Origin of the sequence: Corynebacterium sp. L4757, assembly GCF_043673995.1 — a bacterium.
Lineage (GTDB): Bacteria > Actinomycetota > Actinomycetes > Mycobacteriales > Mycobacteriaceae > Corynebacterium.
The window spans coordinates 164948-182267 of record NZ_JBIMEN010000006.1 but is presented as its reverse complement, the minus strand read 5'-3'; the positions used below and the strand labels follow the sequence as shown (position 1 = coordinate 182267).

General features: G+C 56.5%; 10 protein-coding genes and 1 pseudogene. 7 read left to right on the top strand and 4 right to left on the bottom strand.

The features are described 5' to 3' along the window. Positions 1-94 precede the first annotated feature (94 nt). The gene (locus tag ACG98I_RS09110) at positions 95-1510 is read right to left on the bottom strand and encodes a peptide MFS transporter (RefSeq protein ID WP_394720193.1); all 1416 of its coding nucleotides are present in this window, start codon (positions 1508-1510) and stop codon (positions 95-97) included. 67 nt (positions 1511-1577) lie between these two features. Here ACG98I_RS09110 and ACG98I_RS09105 point away from each other — a divergent pair. The 5 genes and pseudogenes from ACG98I_RS09105 to ACG98I_RS09085 all read left to right on the top strand — a co-directional run bounded on the left by ACG98I_RS09105 (position 1578) and on the right by ACG98I_RS09085 (position 13758). Beyond that, a pseudogene (locus tag ACG98I_RS09105) lies at positions 1578-2821 on the top strand (adenosylmethionine--8-amino-7-oxononanoate transaminase). 29 nt (positions 2822-2850) lie between these two features. Beyond that, positions 2851-3540, top strand: coding sequence for a dethiobiotin synthase (bioD, locus tag ACG98I_RS09100; RefSeq protein WP_394720191.1), 690 nt, complete (start codon positions 2851-2853; stop codon positions 3538-3540). An 89-nt stretch (positions 3541-3629) separates the two neighbouring features. Further along, positions 3630-3881 carry a hypothetical protein gene (locus tag ACG98I_RS09095; protein WP_394720189.1) on the top strand — a complete coding sequence of 84 codons (252 nt, stop codon included), beginning with the start codon at positions 3630-3632 and terminating at the stop codon, positions 3879-3881. A 257-nt stretch (positions 3882-4138) separates the two neighbouring features. Then, positions 4139-13213, top strand: coding sequence for a fatty acid synthase subunit beta domain-containing protein (locus ACG98I_RS09090; RefSeq protein WP_394720188.1), 9075 nt, complete (start codon positions 4139-4141; stop codon positions 13211-13213). Positions 13214-13296: 83 nt separating this feature from the next. Continuing rightward, positions 13297-13758, top strand: coding sequence for a holo-ACP synthase (locus tag ACG98I_RS09085; protein WP_394720187.1), 462 nt, complete (start codon positions 13297-13299; stop codon positions 13756-13758). Between the two features lie 89 nt (positions 13759-13847). Here the strand turns inward: ACG98I_RS09085 and ACG98I_RS09080 are convergent, their stop codons facing one another. Together ACG98I_RS09080 and bcp are read right to left on the bottom strand one after the other, a co-directional pair. Then, positions 13848-14519 carry a TetR/AcrR family transcriptional regulator gene (locus ACG98I_RS09080; protein WP_394720185.1) on the bottom strand — a complete coding sequence of 224 codons (672 nt, stop codon included), beginning with the start codon at positions 14517-14519 and terminating at the stop codon, positions 13848-13850. A 49-nt stretch (positions 14520-14568) separates the two neighbouring features. After that, positions 14569-15039 carry a thioredoxin-dependent thiol peroxidase gene (gene bcp, locus ACG98I_RS09075; protein WP_394720184.1) on the bottom strand — a complete coding sequence of 157 codons (471 nt, stop codon included), beginning with the start codon at positions 15037-15039 and terminating at the stop codon, positions 14569-14571. Positions 15040-15122: 83 nt separating this feature from the next. Here bcp and ACG98I_RS09070 point away from each other — a divergent pair, with 83 nt between their 5' ends. Then, positions 15123-15398 (top strand): DUF3618 domain-containing protein, encoded by a 276-nt coding sequence (locus ACG98I_RS09070; RefSeq protein WP_394720182.1) that lies wholly within the window; start codon positions 15123-15125, stop codon positions 15396-15398. A 119-nt stretch (positions 15399-15517) separates the two neighbouring features. Then, positions 15518-16804, top strand: a complete 1287-nt coding sequence (locus tag ACG98I_RS09065; protein ID WP_394720180.1) for a glutaminase — start codon at positions 15518-15520, stop codon at positions 16802-16804. Between the two features lie 163 nt (positions 16805-16967). Here the strand turns inward: ACG98I_RS09065 and ACG98I_RS09060 are convergent, their stop codons facing one another. Beyond that, positions 16968-17285, bottom strand: a complete 318-nt coding sequence (locus ACG98I_RS09060) for a hypothetical protein (protein WP_394720179.1) — start codon at positions 17283-17285, stop codon at positions 16968-16970. Between the last annotated feature and the right edge of the window lie 35 nt (positions 17286-17320).

Sequence of the window (17320 nt, the reverse complement as noted above, 5' to 3'; positions counted from 1 at the left end):
ATATTCTAGACCGCGGGTCGGACTTCCCGTTAAGCGCACGAAGACAGGTGTTCGAAACTCGTTGGGGTACTAATTGCGGATAAGCGGGACTGGGCTAGGACACTGCTACCGATGACGCGCGCAGCCGGGTGAAAATAAGAATTGTTGCGCCTAGCAGGATGGGGACGGTTCCGACAATGACGAGGTAGGTCATTTCACGTGCAGGTGACGTGGGGTCATAAAAAGTAGAGAGTGCGCCAGCCAGGGAGGAGCCAATGGCCATGGTCAGGAAGTAGAGCGCGGAGAATCGGGTGGCAAAAGCGCGTGGGGCATGAGCGCTGGTTGCTGACATTCCAACGGGGCCGACGAAAAGTTCGCCTATTGTCATCGTGAGAATCGTGAGCGCTAGGACTAAAAATGGGGTGGAGGAAGTACCGGCATTAACGAAGGGAAGCAGCAAGTACATTCCGGCGCCAGCAATGATGACGCCGAGGCTGGCTAAGGTGCGACGATGAGGGCCCTGGGAGCCACGGCGGATGAGAAGAGCGGCAAAGAGTGGGCCCAGCGTCAAAATGAAGAGGGGATTGAGTGACTGTGTCCAAGCCGCGGGGATAGTGAATCCCAAAATTTCACGATTGAGGCGCTGGTCGGAATAGACCGCGAGCACGCCATAAATTTGTGCTTGCAGGCACCAGTACGTCGCGGAGCAGAAGAAAATGGGTAGATATTGCTGGACCTTGACTTTCTCTTCGCCTGTTACCAGCGGGGAGCGGAACATGCTCCAAAAGAGATAGGCGGCAGCGCCCACGGTTAAGGCGACCAGAACATAGGAAATGGTGGCGGGTGTCAAAGCAAAGAGTGCGATTGCTGCGGCGATACCGCCGAGAATGACAAGAACCAGAGCGCGGCGGCGTCCGGCTTGATCCAGCGGCAATGTCGGCGTGGTGATGAGCCTTAATAGGTCGTCATCCGCACTGTTGAGAAGCCGTCGGCGGCCAAAGGCATAACCGATAACCCCGATGAACATGAGTGCGGCAGCAGCGATGAAGCCGGTGTGATAGCTATAGCGTTGAGCCAACCAACCCGTGATGAGCGGGCCGCAGAAAGCGCCCAGATTGATGCCCCAGTAAAAGATTTGAAAGCTGGCATCGCGCGCGGATGAGTCCGGTGGAAATGCAGCGCCAAGAATTGTAATCGCTGCGGTCTTGAGTAAACCGGACCCCAGCGCGATGGGAAGAAGACCCAAGATAAGGCCCGTGTATCCGGGAATTAAGGAAAGCTGTAAATGCCCACAGATGAGCAGGAGAGCGCCGGCAAGCAGTGTGCGCTCTGCGCCGAGTAAGCGGTCAGCAATCCAGCCGCCGAAGAAAGTGCAGAGATAGAGCGCACTGCCGTATACGCCTAGCAGTGCGGTGGCGTGAGCCTTGTCCATGCCCAGCCCGCCCTCGGTGAAGGTGGAATATAAATAGTAGGCCAAGATGGCTTGCATGCCGTAGAAGCTTAAACGTTCCCACATCTCTACGCTCACCATCGATGTGGTGGCATGGCGTGAGGTAGTAACCGTTCAGTGCGGGGATGAAAATTTCAACCTCGACGCTGTGGAGGCAATCGACTCAAGTCATATTTGGCATCCCTATGCAGCACCCGGGCGAGAGGTGCGCGTGGTGTCCCACACGCAAGGGGTGTACCTGCATATGGCGAATGGGGATCGGCTTATCGATGGCATGTCATCGTGGTGGTCGGCCGCCTTTGGTCATGGTCACCCGCGGTTGGTCGCAGCGGCGAAGGAACAAATCTCGCGCATGAGCCACGTGATGTTTGGCGGGCTCACGCATCAACCAGCGGCGCAGTTGACACGCAACCTCATGGAACTGACTCAAGGGTACTTTCAGCAGGTCTTTTATTCGGACTCTGGTTCGGTCTCAGTGGAAGTTGCGATGAAAATGGCGCTGCAGTGGGCGCGCGGTAAAGGAAAGGATGCAACGAAGTTCTTGACCTGGCGTTCGGGCTATCACGGAGACACTTTTGCAGCCATGAGCGTGTGCGATCCGGAAGGCGGCATGCACGCGATGTGGGGTGAGGGCGTGCTTTCGCAACAGGTCTTCGCGGCAGCGCCACCTACTTGCGGTGCGACGACTCAGGAGCAGGCAGACTACTTGACGTATTTCGAGAGCCATATTGATGAATCAATCGTCGCCGTTCTCATTGAACCGGTGGTCCAGGGTGCTGGCGGTATGCGATTTCATGACCATGAGTTGGTCGTGGGGTTAAGAGACATCTGCAACCGCCACGATATTTTGCTCATCGTGGATGAAATCGCCACCGGTTTTGGGCGCACTGGAGACTTATTTGTGTCTCAAGCTGCAGGGATTGTGCCCGATATTATGTGCATCGGCAAAGCGTTGACTGGCGGTTTCATGTCTTTGGCAGCCACGTTGGTGGCACCGCGTGTCGTGGATGAAATGGAACCCAAAGCGGTCATGCACGGGCCAACCTTTATGGCCAATCCTTTGGCGTGTGCAGTTGCCGCCGAAGCCACAGCAATCGTGGGGAGGTGGACTGGCAAGAGGCAGTCTTAAGGATTGAAGCCGAACTGGAAGCAGAACTGGCCGCGGCACGGAAGGTGCCAGGTGTTGTGGATGTGCGCGTGCTGGGCGCAATCGGCGTGATTGAAATGGATCATGACGTCGACATGACTAAGGCCACCGCAGCAGCAGTGGATGCAGGGGTTTGGCTGCGGCCCTTTGGCCGGCTGATTTATGCCATGCCGCCCTATGTATGCAGCACCGAAGAAGTAATAAAAATCGCTCGCGCCATGATAGCGGCAGCGAAACAGGCATAGGGAAATAACAGGAAAAGGGGAGCTAAGAAATGATCATTTTTATAACAGGTACTGGAACGGATGTTGGCAAAACCATCGCCACTGCGGCACTGGCAAGTGTCTATCAACAACAAGGCAATGAGGTGGTTGTTGCCAAACCTGTTGAAACAGGAGAGCCTGAAGGCTCCGGTGATGCTGTCACCATCGCAGGCCTTGTAGGAGTGGAAACAGCAGAATTCATTCGCTACCCAGAACCTTTGGCGCCGAACCTCACTGCCCGGCGCGCCGGGCAGCCGCAGCTGGTGAAAGAAGAATTGCTCGCATGGATTTCAGAGTTGGATGCTCTGGGTCGAATTGTCTTGGTTGAAGGGGCCGGTGGGTTATTGGTGCGGCTGGCAGATGATTTGACGCTCGTGGACCTGGCGTCAGATTTAAATGCCCCGGTCGTGGTGGTTACGTCCCTGGGGCTGGGCAGCCTGAATTGGGCGGAGCTGACTGTGCGGGAAGCGCAGCGTCATGGATTAGACGTTGCTGGCTTGATTGGCGGATATCTGCCGGCAGAGCCAGACTTGGCAACCACGCTTAACGTTAATGAATTAGAAAATGTCACTGGGGTAGAAGTCTTAGGCTGTATTCCGGAAGGTGCGGGAAGGCTTGCTCCTGATGAGTTTGCCCAGATGGCCCGCGGCGTCTTTGGCCAGCTTCCTATAGCTTCGTCGAGTTCGCCGACCCTGGGGTGAGGAGCTAAATAGCCCGATGTGATTAATGGCAGTGCGGGAGGCAGGAACAAGGCGCAAAGAATTTACAATGGCTGAGTAACCGTCACTGAGTGGATCTCACTGAATGCCAAGTGTTCGTGGAAAGGGTCGATGTGAGCATAGATTTCATATTTGATGAATACCTGGAAGATAAGGGAATTCAGCGCAGTGCCCAGGTGGTGCCGGATCACGCTTGCCAGATATTTGATGAAAATGACGTGCCCAGTGAAAGCACGGGCGGGAAATCCACTGCGAAGAAGGCTGAGTCAGAGACGGAATTAGAGCGGGCGCGACGTACAGTGGATGAAATGCTGAGCAAATAGATATAGTTCAGGTCACAAACGTATATCTGAGTGAAATTATCCCCCGGAAACCGCTAAAGGTGCATGTCATTTACGCCATGAGTGAAAAGATGATGGTTTCCTCATGATTTTGTGGCATGCTATTAAACCAGCTGAATTTTTGGCCTGCCCTTTTATCAATTGCTGATGGCATTCTTCGTGCTGTCAGCTGGTTTGTTTAAAACACATAAAAGCAATGCCATTGGTCAAAACCGACATCACTAGGAGTTAAACGCATCGTGACTATTGACATCTCCAACCACCGCCTGGTGAACCAGTTAGAGGATGAAAAATTTGCCCTGAGCTTCTCAGGTCAAGGTTTTAGCTGGTTGCCATCCCTGCGCTCTGTTGTAGCCGGAGGCAGTGGCGCCCAGGTGAATGCTGCAGTCGCAGATGCGCAGAAGCTTTTGGAGCCGGTCGCTGATGAGTTGGCAGCAGCATTGCCTCATGGTTTTGATCCCATCGCGTGGGCCAGTGTGGAAGAAGATCCAGCATTTGATTTGGCTGATTCTGCTATCTCCACCCCTGGCATTGTGGTGGCGCAGTATGGTTTGCTGACCTCGCTTAATAGCCAGGGGCTGGAGACGGCGAATGCTGTTTCCCACATCGGTCATTCACAGGGCGCGCTAGCCACCTATATTTCTTCTTCACGCGCGAAGCCAGCTGATGTTATTGCCCTTGCGCAGCTGGTTGGCGTTGCTATTTCCAAGACCGCGCGTGCCACGGGCCTTATTCGCTCCGCAGCGGGAGCCCCGATGGTCTCTATCGCCGGCATTACTCGTGAGCAGCTGGAGAAAGCTCTTGCCGCAACCGGTGTGGGCAGCGTTATTGGTCTGCAGAATAACCGCAATACCTTTGTCATCGTTGGTACGCCACAGGACAATAATAAGGTCATTGAGCTGCTTGAAAAGATGGCGGCCAAGGACGAGAAGGCGATTGAGAATAAGGAGCGCGGCGGAAGCCCATTTGCCCCACGCATCAATGCTCTCGACGTGCAGTCCGGCTACCACCACCCAGCCATGCAGCAGGCAGTCGAGATGGTTGAGGCGTGGGCACAGAAGGTTGGCCTGGATGCACAGCTTGCTACCGATGGCGCGAAGGCAGTGCTGACTGACCTGGTGGATTGGCCACAGGACGTGCAGTCGGCGATAGATGCCGGCGCACAGTGGATTTTGGAATGCGGCCCCGGCAAGGGCATGGCTGCTGTCACTAAGACTGTCGTGGCAGGCCAGGGCATTGGCGTGCAGGTGGTTTCTACCGATGAAGGCCAAGCAGAGCTTTTCGATGTCGGCATGGCCCCGGCACGTCCGCTGAACTTTGAGAAATTCGCTCCTAAGACTTTTGAAGCAGGCGGCAAGACTCGTCTGTCCACGCGCTTTACTGAGCTAACCGGGTATTCACCAGTGATTTTGGCTGGTATGACTCCGACCACCGTGGACCCAGCGATTGTTGCAGCAGCTGCGAATGCTGGTTTCTGGGCGGAGTTGGCCGGTGGTGGACAGGTCACTGACGCCATTTTGAATGATTCGCTGGAGCGCCTCGAGCAGATGCTGAATCCGGGCATCAACGCGCAGTTCAACGCAATGTACCTCTCGCCAAAGCAGTGGCGTAACCAGATTGAAGGCCGCCGTGCAATCCCACGTGCGCGTGCCAATGGCGCTTCCATCAATGGCGTGGTCTGCTCCGCCGGTATCCCGCCGCATGATGAAGCAGTGGCACTGGTTGAGCAGCTCCAGACCGACAATATCCCATGGGTTGCATTCAAGCCTGGCACCGTGCGTCACATCAAGCAGGTGCTGGCTATTGCCGATTCCCTGCCGGATACCACCATCATCATGCAGGTCGAAGGCGGCAAGGCCGGCGGACACCACTCCTGGGAAGACCTCGATGACCTGCTGATTGACAGCTATGCAGAGATTCGTGAGCGCGACAATGTAGTGCTCATGGCCGCAGGCGGCATTGGCGCCCCAGAGCGCGGTGCGGATTACCTCACCGGCGCGTGGTCGAAGGTCTATGACCTGCCAGCAATGCCTGTCGATGCCATCATGATTGGCACCGCCGCCATGGCAACCCGAGAATCCACCGCTTCTGAATCTGTGAAGCAAGCGCTAGTGTCCACACAGGGTCTGGAAGATATTCCTGGTGGCGGCTGGGTTCCCGCCGGTGGCGCTAAGGATGGCATTGCCTCTGGCCGCTCCCAACTGGGCGCAGATATTCACGAAATTGATAACACCTTTGCCCGCGCCGGTCGCCTCCTGGATGAGGTCGCTGGTGATGCTGAAGCAGTTGCCGCACGCCGTGAAGAAATCATCGAGGCCATCGCGGGCACCGCTAAGCCATATTTCGGTGATATCAACACCATGACTTATGCGCAGTGGTTGAGCCGCTACGTGGAAGTCTCCTTCATGGGCTCGTGGGTAGATAAGTCCTGGGCACGTCGCTTTGAGCAGATGATTGCGCGCGTTGAAGCACGTCTGACCGACGTCGATCATGGCGAGTTTGAAGCTCTCATTAGCGTTGATGAGGCCAAGCCAGAGCGCGCAATCAAGGAGCTGGTGCGCGCCTACCCGGCAGCGGAGAAGCATACCGTTATTGCTTCTGATGAAGCGTGGTTCATGGACCTGTTGCGTGGCAAGGGCAAGCCACCTGCATTCGTCCCAGTTATTGATTCCGATGTGCGCCGCTGGTGGCGCCAAGATTCACTGTGGCAGGCGCATGATGAGCGCTATACCGCAGAACAGGTTGGCATCATCCCTGGCACCACCGCAGTGGCGGGTATTACCAGGGCGAATGAGCCAGTTGCTGAGCTTCTAACTCGTTTCGAGGATGCCGCTGTTCAGCGCGTAGTTGATGCTGCCGGCACAACCGCCGAAGCAGATATTGCCCGCACCGCCATTGAGCGCGTGCTGGCAGCGAAGTCGGTTGATTGGGCAGGCCGTCAGCGTCCGAACCCAGTCACCCAGGTCTCTCAGACATGGCAGTTGGAGGGAGCGTTAGCCACAGCTAACGCCTCAGCCGAAGGTGCAACGCTAACAACCATTGATGATGAAACCGTGGAGTTGCGCGTGGCATTGACCGGTTCGGTTGCCGGTGCAGAACTGAAACTACGCATCACCGTGCCTGCCGATGCCCCTCTGGGCTCCACGCCACTGATTACCGCAGCAGCCGCTGAAGAATCCATGGCGGCTTTAGCTGGTATCGCAGCCGGCGGAACTCTTCCAGAGGTTACAAATGGCCAGGCTGAGTGGACTGCGTCTTTGAGTCCCGCAGAATTGGCAGATTATGCCGGTGTGACCACCGGTTATATCCCAAGTGCTGAAGCGACCTCGGCGATTGCGCCGGATGTGATTGTGGGCCGCGCATGGCCGGCAGTATTCGCGGTCATTGCCAATGCAATCATCCCTGGTACTGACTCAGCTCGTGTGGTGGAAGGCCTGCTCAACCTTGTGCACCTGGAGCACAACCTGCACCTGCACCAGGCTCTGCCATCGGAGGCCGTAGAACTAAGCATCACCGCCACCTGCGGCGATGTTCGCGATACCTTGGTTGGTCGCGTTGTGGAAGTCACCGTCAAGGTTGGCATCGCAGGCGGCGATACCAAGGAAAACGGTGATGCCAACGGAAATGGTGAGCTGGCGACTCTGCAGGAACGCTTTGCGATTGTCGGCCGCACCGGAAACGAAGACCTCGCACCGCTGAACTCCACCGAGCATGTCACGGATGCGCCAGCATCCTTCCGCCACCAGATGACGGTGACTGCACCACAGTCCATGCACCCATTTGCAGTGGTTACCGGTGACCGCAACCCGATTCACGTCTCCGATGCCGCGGCACGCCTGGCGGGTCTGGACAATGGCGTCATTGTGCATGGCATGTGGACTTCTGCGATTGCACAGCTTGCTGCTGGATTCGATGGGGTAGCGGTGGCCGAATGGTCCGCGAATATGCTCAGCCCGGTCCTGCCCGGCGCGCGCGTTGATTTCGTTGTTGAGCGCACCGGCCTGGACTCTCGTCCCGGCTCCGGTGAGGTTCGCACCGTGACTGCAACTGTCGATGGCGATGTCGTACTGCAGGCCACCGCAACGATGGCCGCACCACGCACTTTCTATGGTTTCCCAGGCCAGGGTATTCAGTCTCAGGGCATGGGCATGGACAGCTATGCGTCCTCAGCTGCCGCGCGCGATGTGTGGGAGCGCGCTGATGCGCACACCCGCTCCAAGCTCGGGTTCTCCATCTTGGAGATCGTGCGCACTAACCCCAACGTAGTGGTGGTTGATGGTGAAGAATTCACCCACCCGGATGGCACGTTATTCCTCACCCAGTTCACGCAGGTCGCCATGGCCACCTTGGGCTGCGCCCAGATCGCGGAGTTGGCTGAGGCAGGCGTGAAGTCCGCCGATACTTTCTTCGCTGGCCACTCCGTGGGTGAGTACAATGCGTTGGCTGCATACGCGCAGGTACTCTCCCTCGAAGCCGTCGTGGAAATTGTCTATGCCCGTGGACTGACTATGCACCGACTGGTTGACCGCGATGAGCAAGGCAATTCCAACCATGGTCTGGCAGCGCTGCGCCCCAATAAGATTGGTATCAAGGCTGAAGAGGTCTTCGATTATGTCGCGCAGGTTTCTGCGGCCAGTGGAGAATTCCTCGAGATTGTTAACTACAATATCGCCGGCGTTCAATACGCCGTAGCTGGTACCCGTGCAGGTCTTAAGGCCTTGGCTGCTGATGCTGAGTCTCGCGCACCGGGTCAGCGCTCTTTCATCATGATTCCGGGCATCGATGTGCCTTTCCACTCCTCGCACTTGCTCGGTGGTGTGGATAATTTCCGCGCGCATCTTAATGCGCTGATTCCAGAGCACGTCGACCTAGATGTACTGCAGGGCCGCTATATTCCAAACCTGGTGGCTCGTCCATTTGAGCTCACCCGTGACTTCGTGGAATCCATGGCCAAGGTTGTTGACTCTCAGTACGTCAATGACATCCTCGCGAACTTTGATAAAGCACTGGAAAACCCAGTCAGGCTGGGCCGCACGCTGCTCATTGAGCTGCTGGCATGGCAATTTGCGTCGCCTGTGCGCTGGATTGAAACCCAGGATCTGTTGCTTTCTGCACCATGTGTCACTGCCGGTGCCGGCACCCCAGGTTTGGGCGTGGAACGCTTTGTTGAAATCGGTGTTGGTTCTTCCCCAACTCTGGCCAATATGTTGGGACAGACCTTGCGGTTGCCGCAATATGCGGGCAATCCTATTGAGGTGCTCAATGTTGAGCGTGACCGCGCAACCGTCTTCGCTGAAGACGCCATCGAGCGTCCTGCAACAGAGGCTGCTGATGCTGCGGCGGATTCTGCTGCTAGCGCTCAAGAAGTCGCAGAAGCAAATGCTGCTCCAGCCGCTGTCGCACCAGCACCAGTCGAATCCGCTCCTGCTCCTACGGTCGTTCCTGCGGGTGCCGCCGCAGGCGGCAGCACCCCGGATGACAGGGCATTAAGCGCTGCTGATGCCACCGAGATGCTCATCGCTATCTGGACCAAGGTGCGCCCGGACCAGATGGGTGCAGCAGATACCATCGAGCTCCTTGTTGAAGGTGTGTCTTCTCGCCGTAACCAGCTGCTGCTGGACCTAGGCGTGGAATTTGGCCTGGGTGCCATTGAAGGTGCTGCTGACGCGGAAATCTCAGCGCTGAAGGACCAAGTCGCTGGCATGGCGAAGGGCTATAAGGCCTTCGGCCCAGTCCTATCGGTTCAGGTAGCTGACTCGCTGCGTCGAATCACTGGCCCTGCTGGTAAGAAGCCTGCGTATATTGCGCAGCGCGTGACCGAGACCTGGGGCTTGGGCTCCGGCTGGGTCGATCGTGTGACCGCAGAATTAGTACTGGGCTCCCGCGAAGGTGCATCCTTGCGCGGCGGAGACTTGGCCCTGCTTTCACCTGCTAATCCATCCACCACGGCAGAATTGGATGCATTGATTGATTCCGCGGTTGATGCCGCTGGGGCAAAGGTTGGCATTGTGATCTCCAAGCCATCGGCAGGCGGTGGCGCAGGTGGCGTGGTGGATTCCGCAGCCCTGGATGCTTATTCCGAGCAGATGAATTCCGTGCTGGCGAATACTGCACGCACCCTGCTGGCGCAGCTGGGCAAGACTGCACCAGCGACGGAATTCACCGACGCCGATGAGAATGCGGCCATCGTGGATCTGGTCACCGCAGAACTCGGCGCGGATTGGCCACGTCTGGTCAAAGCCACGTTTGATGCGGATAAGGCTGTCCAGCTCGATGACCGCTGGGCATCAGCGCGTGAAGACCTGGTGCGTTTGTCATTGGGTGAAATTACCGAGCTTGATATTACTGGTGCCGGTGAAGAAGCGGCCGCTATGGCGGACTACCTCGGCTTGAATGAGCAAGCTGCACAGGCGCGCGTGGATGCTTCCACGCTGGAATTCAACGGCGAAGTCGCTGTTGTCACCGGTGGCTCACCAGGTTCTATCGCGTCTGAAGTTGTAGCGAATTTGCTGCGTGGTGGTGCAACCGTTATTGCTACCACCTCACGCCTGGGCCATGACCGCTTGGAGTTCTACAAGAACCTCTACCGCACTGCAGCGCGCGGCAATGCTCAACTCTGGGTTGTGCCAGCTAACTTGAATTCTTTTGTGGATCTGGATGCTGTCATCAACTGGATTGGCACTGAGCAGACCGCCACCGTGGGTGGTACATCCAAGCTGGTGAAACCAGCGATGGTGCCAACCTTGCTCTTCCCATTCGCAGCACCACGCGTGCAGGGCACCCTAGCTGATGCCGGCGCGCCAGCAGAGGCACAGATGCGCCTTCTGCTGTGGAGCGTGGAAAAGCTCATTGCTGGTCTGAGCCAGCTCGGCACTGGCACGCACGTGGGTAACCGCCTGCACATTGTTCTGCCTGGCAGCCCGAACCGTGGCCGTTTCGGCGGTGATGGTGCTTATGGTGAATCCAAGGCAGCACTGGATGCCCTCGTTACTCGTTGGCATGCAGAACCCATCTGGGGTGCGCGTACCTCGATTACCCACGCGCACATTGGTTGGGTCCGCGGAACGGGACTGATGGGCGGCAATGATCCACTCGTGGATGCGGTTGAAGCCAAGGGCGTGAGGACCTTCTCTACTGAAGAGATGGCGGCGAAGCTGGTGGCTGAGGGGGCATCGGCAAGCAATCGTGCATTGGCCGCCACGGCACCGCAAACGCTGGACTTTACTGGTGGCCTGGGCGAGGCCGATATAAACTTGCCTGAATTGGCACGGTCTGTGCAGGTGGCACCCGCTGCGGAAGAAGCAGCAGTAGAAACCTTCCGCGCGCTGCCAAATATTCGTGAGCGCATTGAGTGGACCAGCCCGGACTTTGCTGGTGTGAACCAGAAACTCGATGACATGGTGGTCATCGTGGGCGCTGGCGAATTGGGGCCAGTGGGCTCCTCGCGTACCCGCTTTGAAGTGGAAATGAGCGGTGAGCTGTCTGCGGCTGGCGTCATTGAGCTGGCATGGACGACTGGTCTGATTTCCTGGGATGAGGCTGCGGGCGCATGGTTTGATGCTGAAGGCGAAGAAATAGCCGAGGAAGATATCTATGAGCGCTTCCATGATGAGGTCCTGGCGGGTGTTGGCGTGCGCAAGTACCACGATGACTATGGCCCGAATATGCCGATGGTGGATAACCTCATGCCTGAGCTGACCACCATCTACCTCGAGCGCGATATGACGTTTGCGGTTCAGGATGAAGAAACTGCACGCACGTTTGTGGCTGATGTCGAGGGCGCGACCGCGCACTTCGATGGTGAAGAATGGCAGGTCACCCGACCAGCCGGTTCTGAGGTGCGCGTGCCACGGCGTGTGGCGATGACCCGTTTCGTAGGTGGTCAGATCCCGCAGGGCTTCGACCCCGGCGTGTACGGTATCCCGGCTGACATGATTGACAACCTCGACCGCGTGGCGCTGTGGAACCTGGTGTGCACCGTGGATGCCTTCTTGGCTGCGGGCTTTAGCCCAGCTGAGCTTTTGTCACACGTCCACCCAGCGCGCGTAAGCTCCACGCAGGGTACCGGCATGGGCGGCATGCAATCCATGCGCTCTTTGTACCTGGATAAACTGCTTGCGCAGCCACGTCCGAATGACATTTTGCAGGAAGCACTGCCCAATGTTGTGGCAGCGCACGTCATGCAGTCCTATGTGGGCGGCTATGGCCAGATGGTCCACCCAGTCGCAGCATGTGCCACCGCAGCGGTGTCTGTGGAAGAAGGCATGGATAAACTGCGTCTGCGCAAGGCGGACTTTGTGGTTGCTGGTGGTATTGATGACCTGTCGATTGAGGGGATCACAGGCTTCGGTGACATGGCGGCCACGGCTGATTCTTCCGAGATGGAAGCCAAGGGCATTGAGCACAAGTACTTCTCACGTGCCAATGACCGTCGCCGCGGCGGCTTCATTGAATCTGAGGGTGGCGGCACCATTCTGTTGGCCCGTGGCTCGCTCGCTGCGGAGCTGGGCCTGCCGGTTCTTGGTGTCGTTGGTTTCGCTGAGTCCTTCGCTGATGGTGCGCATACGTCCATTCCAGCTCCTGGCTTGGGTGCGCTGTCTGCTGCGCGCGGTGGCGCGGACTCACGTCTGGCATCTGGCCTAAGTGAGCTGGGCGTGAGCGCGAATGAGATCTCCGTGATTTCTAAGCATGACACCTCCACCAATGCCAATGACCCTAATGAGTCTGACCTGCACGAGCGTATCGCTGCCTCCATTGGCCGTGATGCAGGCAATCCGCTATTTATCATTTCGCAAAAGACCCTGACCGGTCACGCGAAGGGCGGTGCCGCCGCATTCCAGCTGGTTGGTCTAACCCAGGTACTGCGCAATGGTGTTATTCCACCGAACCGCTCTTTGGATTGCGTGGACCCAGCATTGCGTCGCCACTCCCACCTGACGTGGTTGCGCTCGCAGCTGGATCTGCGTCAGACTCCGCCAAAGGCTGGTCTGGTGACCTCCCTGGGCTTTGGCCATGTCTCTGCATTGGTGGCTATTGTTCACCCGGGGGCTTTCTTGGAAGCCTTACGCTCTGAGCGTGGCGACGCTGCCGCAGCTCAGTGGCAGCAGGCAGCAGCCGCACGTGAGACCGCTGGTCTGATGCGCCTGACGTCAGCCATCTCTGGTGGCGCAGCGCTGTATGAGCGCCCTGTTGACCGTAACCTCGGCGGCACCGGTGACGGTGTCAAGGAACGTGAAGCTGCCGTCTTGCTGGATGATTCAGCTCGCTTGCGCGGTCATCTGCTCGAGCCTGGTGCTGAAGTCAACCCCAGCTAAACATCAGGAAAACTGCGAACCGAAACGATTCACAAGAAGCGACTCAGCAACAAGAGCCACGAGGCAACAAGAAAGTGGGACACATGGAGCAATTCAACACGGTGACCGTGGGAGTGGACTTGGTTCATATCCCTGGCTTTGCTGAGCAATTGCGCCGTCCTGGTTCCACTTTCGAGCAAGTCTTCTCTGCTCTGGAACTACGGCATTCACACCAACGCCGCGATGGCCAAGAGACGACGTCCGCTGAGTCTTTCGCCGGCACCCGCACTGAGCATTTAGCTGGGCGCTGGGCTGCGAAAGAATCCTTCATCAAAGCGTGGTCACAAGCCATTTATGGCCGCCCGCCGGTCATTGACCCCGACCAAGTCAACTTTGCTGAGATCGAAGTCATCCCCGATAGATGGGGCAGGGTAACGCTGCAACTGAAAGGCGAAGTTGCCACAGCCCTTGCCGAATCCGTTGGCGAGGTCGCTTTGAGCCTTAGCATTAGCCATGACGGCGACTACGCGACCGCACAATGCCTCATGCGCTATAACGCTGGTTAAGCAACAGTCTTGACTAACCTGGTCAAGGCATAAAAGAACACCGCTCAGCAGGACAATCACTGCCTGCTGAGCGGTGTTTGCGTGTTAGCCTATCCAAAATCCATGGTGAATTGATCCGCTGGAAGTTGAGCGCCTTGCGCAACGCTAAAGAGATAAGAAATGAGCATGCGCTTGATTTCTCGAATGATGGAATCAATAGATTCTGAATCATCATTGCGGATAGCGTAATTCAGCAAAGAAACCACGGTGTGAACCAAGAAACCGGCCAGCTCCATGCGCTGCTCATCAGTCATCCCTTGTGCCAAAGGCTTCAAGATTTGTGACAGCGGTTCCAGCATTTCACGCTCGGTAGCGGCCGCTGTGTAGCGGGTAGCTGGGGTGGACTGGACGGCATGCCACACCGCACGCCGGGACGGGTCTTCCCGCCACATGCGCGCTAAGTGGTCAATGAACTCATCCAGCAAATCAGGCCACTGCAAGGCCGGTACCTGCTGAGAGAACTTCTCCAGCTCTTCAACGTTGGCTGCTGTATCTTCCCGGTCCAGTTCACAAATCAGAACATACTTATTGGCAAAAAACTGATACAACGTACCAATGGGAACCTCAGCACGTTTGGAAACTTCATCAAACGTAAAAGACTCAAAACCGAGGTCCACCAGCACGTCACGAGCTGCCTTTAAGATGCGCTGATAGCGTAGCCGACTACGCGCCTGAGAAGGGCGCCGCCGGGGGACAAGCAACTCTGGGTTTTCTTCGGTCATCTGTGAAAATGCAGACTCTTCTTAGTCTCGGTGGAAAGGATACGAACTTTTAATCAAGGTCCTTGATGATGCGGGCAACGTGGCCGGTGGCCTTCACGTTGTACTTCGCAACACCAATCTTGCCATCTGGCTCAACAACAAAGGTCGAGCGGATAACGCCCTGGACAACCTTGCCGTAATTCTTCTTCTCACCGAACGCGCCATAAGCGGTCAGAGTTTCCTTCTCAGGGTCTGAAAGGAGTGGGAAGTTCAGATCATGGTCTTCACGGAACTTGGCCAGAGCCTCTGGCTGGTCTGGGGAAATACCAACAACTGCTACCTCGGAGCCGTTGAGCTGTTCCATCGCGTCACGGAAGTCACAAGCTTCAGTGGTGCAGCCAGGGGTATTCGCGCGAGGGTAGAAGTACACTACTACGCGCTTTCCTGCGTAATCGGACAAAGAGACAGTGTTTCCTGCATCATCTTGCAAAGAGAATGCTGGTGCGGTGTCTCCAACTTCTAATCTGTTCTGCTCAGTCATGCCTTTTACTCTATCGTAAGATAAGTCGCGCTAGACTAGGTGCGAACCTTATATCCAATGTAACTTTTCAGGAGACTATTAACGTGGCACGCAATATTGATGATATTCAGCGAGACATCGAGCGCACCCGTCGCCAGCTCGCAAGCACTTTGGACGAGCTCGCTGATCGCTCCAAGCCAGAGAACTTGGTTAATGATGCCAAGTCAGCAGCAACTGAGAAGCTATCCCAGCAAAATGTTCAGATTGCTCTCGCATCCGTTGCGGCACTCGTTGTTGGTGCGATTACATTTAGCGTTGTGCGTTCACGTCGTCGCTCCAGCGACCTGAAAGAAGTACAGCGCCTGCTTTCCCAGCGCTAAACCTTCCTGCGCTGATAAGAAGCAATTAGCAGTGGACATTTCCGGGGCCCTTGAATGTGGGTGCCCGGATTTTGGTGATCGCAGGGCAGCAACGCTAGGCATTAGATAGGCTGGGTCAGGTGCAAACACCAATCCCTTTTTACCTTCAAGAGATCCTGGATAAAGTTCGTTATCAGGATGGCGGCGCTGTCGCAGATTATATTCCGCCCCTGGCTGCTGCTAATCCTTCCTACTTGGGGGTCGCGCTGTGCACGAACACGGGCCACCTTTATAGCGCCGGTGATGATGAAGAAGAATTCACCATGCAGTCCATCTCTAAGCCTTTCGCTTATGCTTTGGCCTTGCAGGAATTAGGTCTGGAGGCTGTCCGCGAAGTAGTGGGCATGGAGCCCTCTGGTGAGGCCTTCAATGAGTTATCAATCAACCGTGATGACCACCGCCCGGTGAACCCGATGATTAATGCGGGTGCCATGACGGTTACCCAGCTCATCAATGGCGTGGATTCTGGTGTGGATGAGCGCGTTGAACACATCCGAAAATATATCTCCCGCCTAGCGGGCAGGGAACTGTTTGTGGATGATGAAACCTGTGATTCTGAATTGGAGCACGCCGAACGTAATCTTTCGCTGGCACATATGCTGCGCAACTACGACATTATTCAAGATGACGCGCATGATGCAGTGATGACCTACACGCGTCAGTGCTCCATCAAGGTCAACGTCAAAGACCTTGCGGTAATGTCTGCGACATTGGCAAATGGCGGCCGCCAGCCAGTCACCGGCGAGCAAATCTTAGACGCCGATGTGTGCCGTTTGACTCAAGCCGTGATGAGCTCCGCCGGCATGTATGACGGCGCTGGAAGGTGGATGGCTGAGGTAGGCATCCCTGCTAAGTCAGGGGTCTCTGGTGGTCTTTTGGGAACGCTGCCTGGCCAGCTCGGTATTGCGACCTTCTCACCACGCCTGAATGCTGAAGGCAACTCAGTCCGTGGCGTGGAGGCTTTCAAGCGGCTGAGCCGCGACATGGGTTTGCACCTGATGTCCACTGACCAGCGCTATGGCATTCACCCAATCCGTGAGACTGAAATCATTAATGACACCCTGGTGGTGCGCCTGCAGGGAATCATGAACTTCTCCGCGGCTGAGTCGATCCTTTACCGCATTGAAGACTATGACATCACTGCGGATGAAATCCTCCTTGACTTCAGCCAAGTCACCTCAGTCAACCGTATTGGCCGTGTCATGCTGAAAGAAGGATTGCGCCGCCTGCGTGAGACGGGGCTGAAGATTGGTGTCATTGACCCCGACGAGCGCATCAAAGACCGCATCATGCGCGATGGCACTGAGGTCCGCCGCGACAACACTGAGGATTACATGATCGCAGACGAGGATATGTTTGAAATTTAATCCAGCGCAAGATTCGTGCGGTGTCCATGCATCAGTGGAGAAGGCTTGAGAAATTTAGCGCCTAAGAGCCCTGCTCTCTTCTAAAAAGATAGAGCAGGGCACCGGCGCATAGACGCGCGAGAGCCACGCTAGAGACTCGGAGCTGAATGCAAGCTTACGAGACTTAATTATCGTCCTCGGAGGATGCTCCGCCCTCATCTTCCCAGCGTTTGAGTTGACGAGTCTTGGATGCGGTGTGACGTTTGCGCACACCGTGTCCAAGATCTGACTCTTCGGCGATGAAAGCTATGCCGTAGCTCTCCAGGGTCTTTTGAAGACGCGTTTTCTCGTCGAGAGTGAGGCTTCCCACGCGCTTTTCAAAGTCCCTGACCTGCTGTCGGGTCAGACCAGCTTCTTCGGAGATGATGAGGGAATTGACTTGGGCTAGTGCACGGCCAGCGCGGGCGAGCCCGGGGGTTAAGTCCTGAGGTAGTACACGCATGATCTCATCCTTTCTAGATGTGATTCACCACAGTG

What these genes read in the sequence shown, in the direction of transcription:
- bioD (WP_394720191.1), top strand. Translation starts at nt 2,851, where the DNA reads ATGATCATTTTTATAACAGGTACTGGAACGGATGTTGGCAAAACCATC.
- ACG98I_RS09060 (WP_394720179.1), bottom strand. Translation starts at nt 17,285, where the DNA reads ATGCGTGTACTACCTCAGGACTTAACCCCCGGGCTCGCCCGCGCTGGC.
- bcp (WP_394720184.1), bottom strand. Translation starts at nt 15,039, where the DNA reads ATGACTGAGCAGAACAGATTAGAAGTTGGAGACACCGCACCAGCATTC.
- ACG98I_RS09110 (WP_394720193.1), bottom strand. Translation starts at nt 1,510, where the DNA reads ATGGTGAGCGTAGAGATGTGGGAACGTTTAAGCTTCTACGGCATGCAA.
- ACG98I_RS09080 (WP_394720185.1), bottom strand. Translation starts at nt 14,519, where the DNA reads ATGACCGAAGAAAACCCAGAGTTGCTTGTCCCCCGGCGGCGCCCTTCT.
- ACG98I_RS09085 (WP_394720187.1), top strand. Translation starts at nt 13,297, where the DNA reads ATGGAGCAATTCAACACGGTGACCGTGGGAGTGGACTTGGTTCATATC.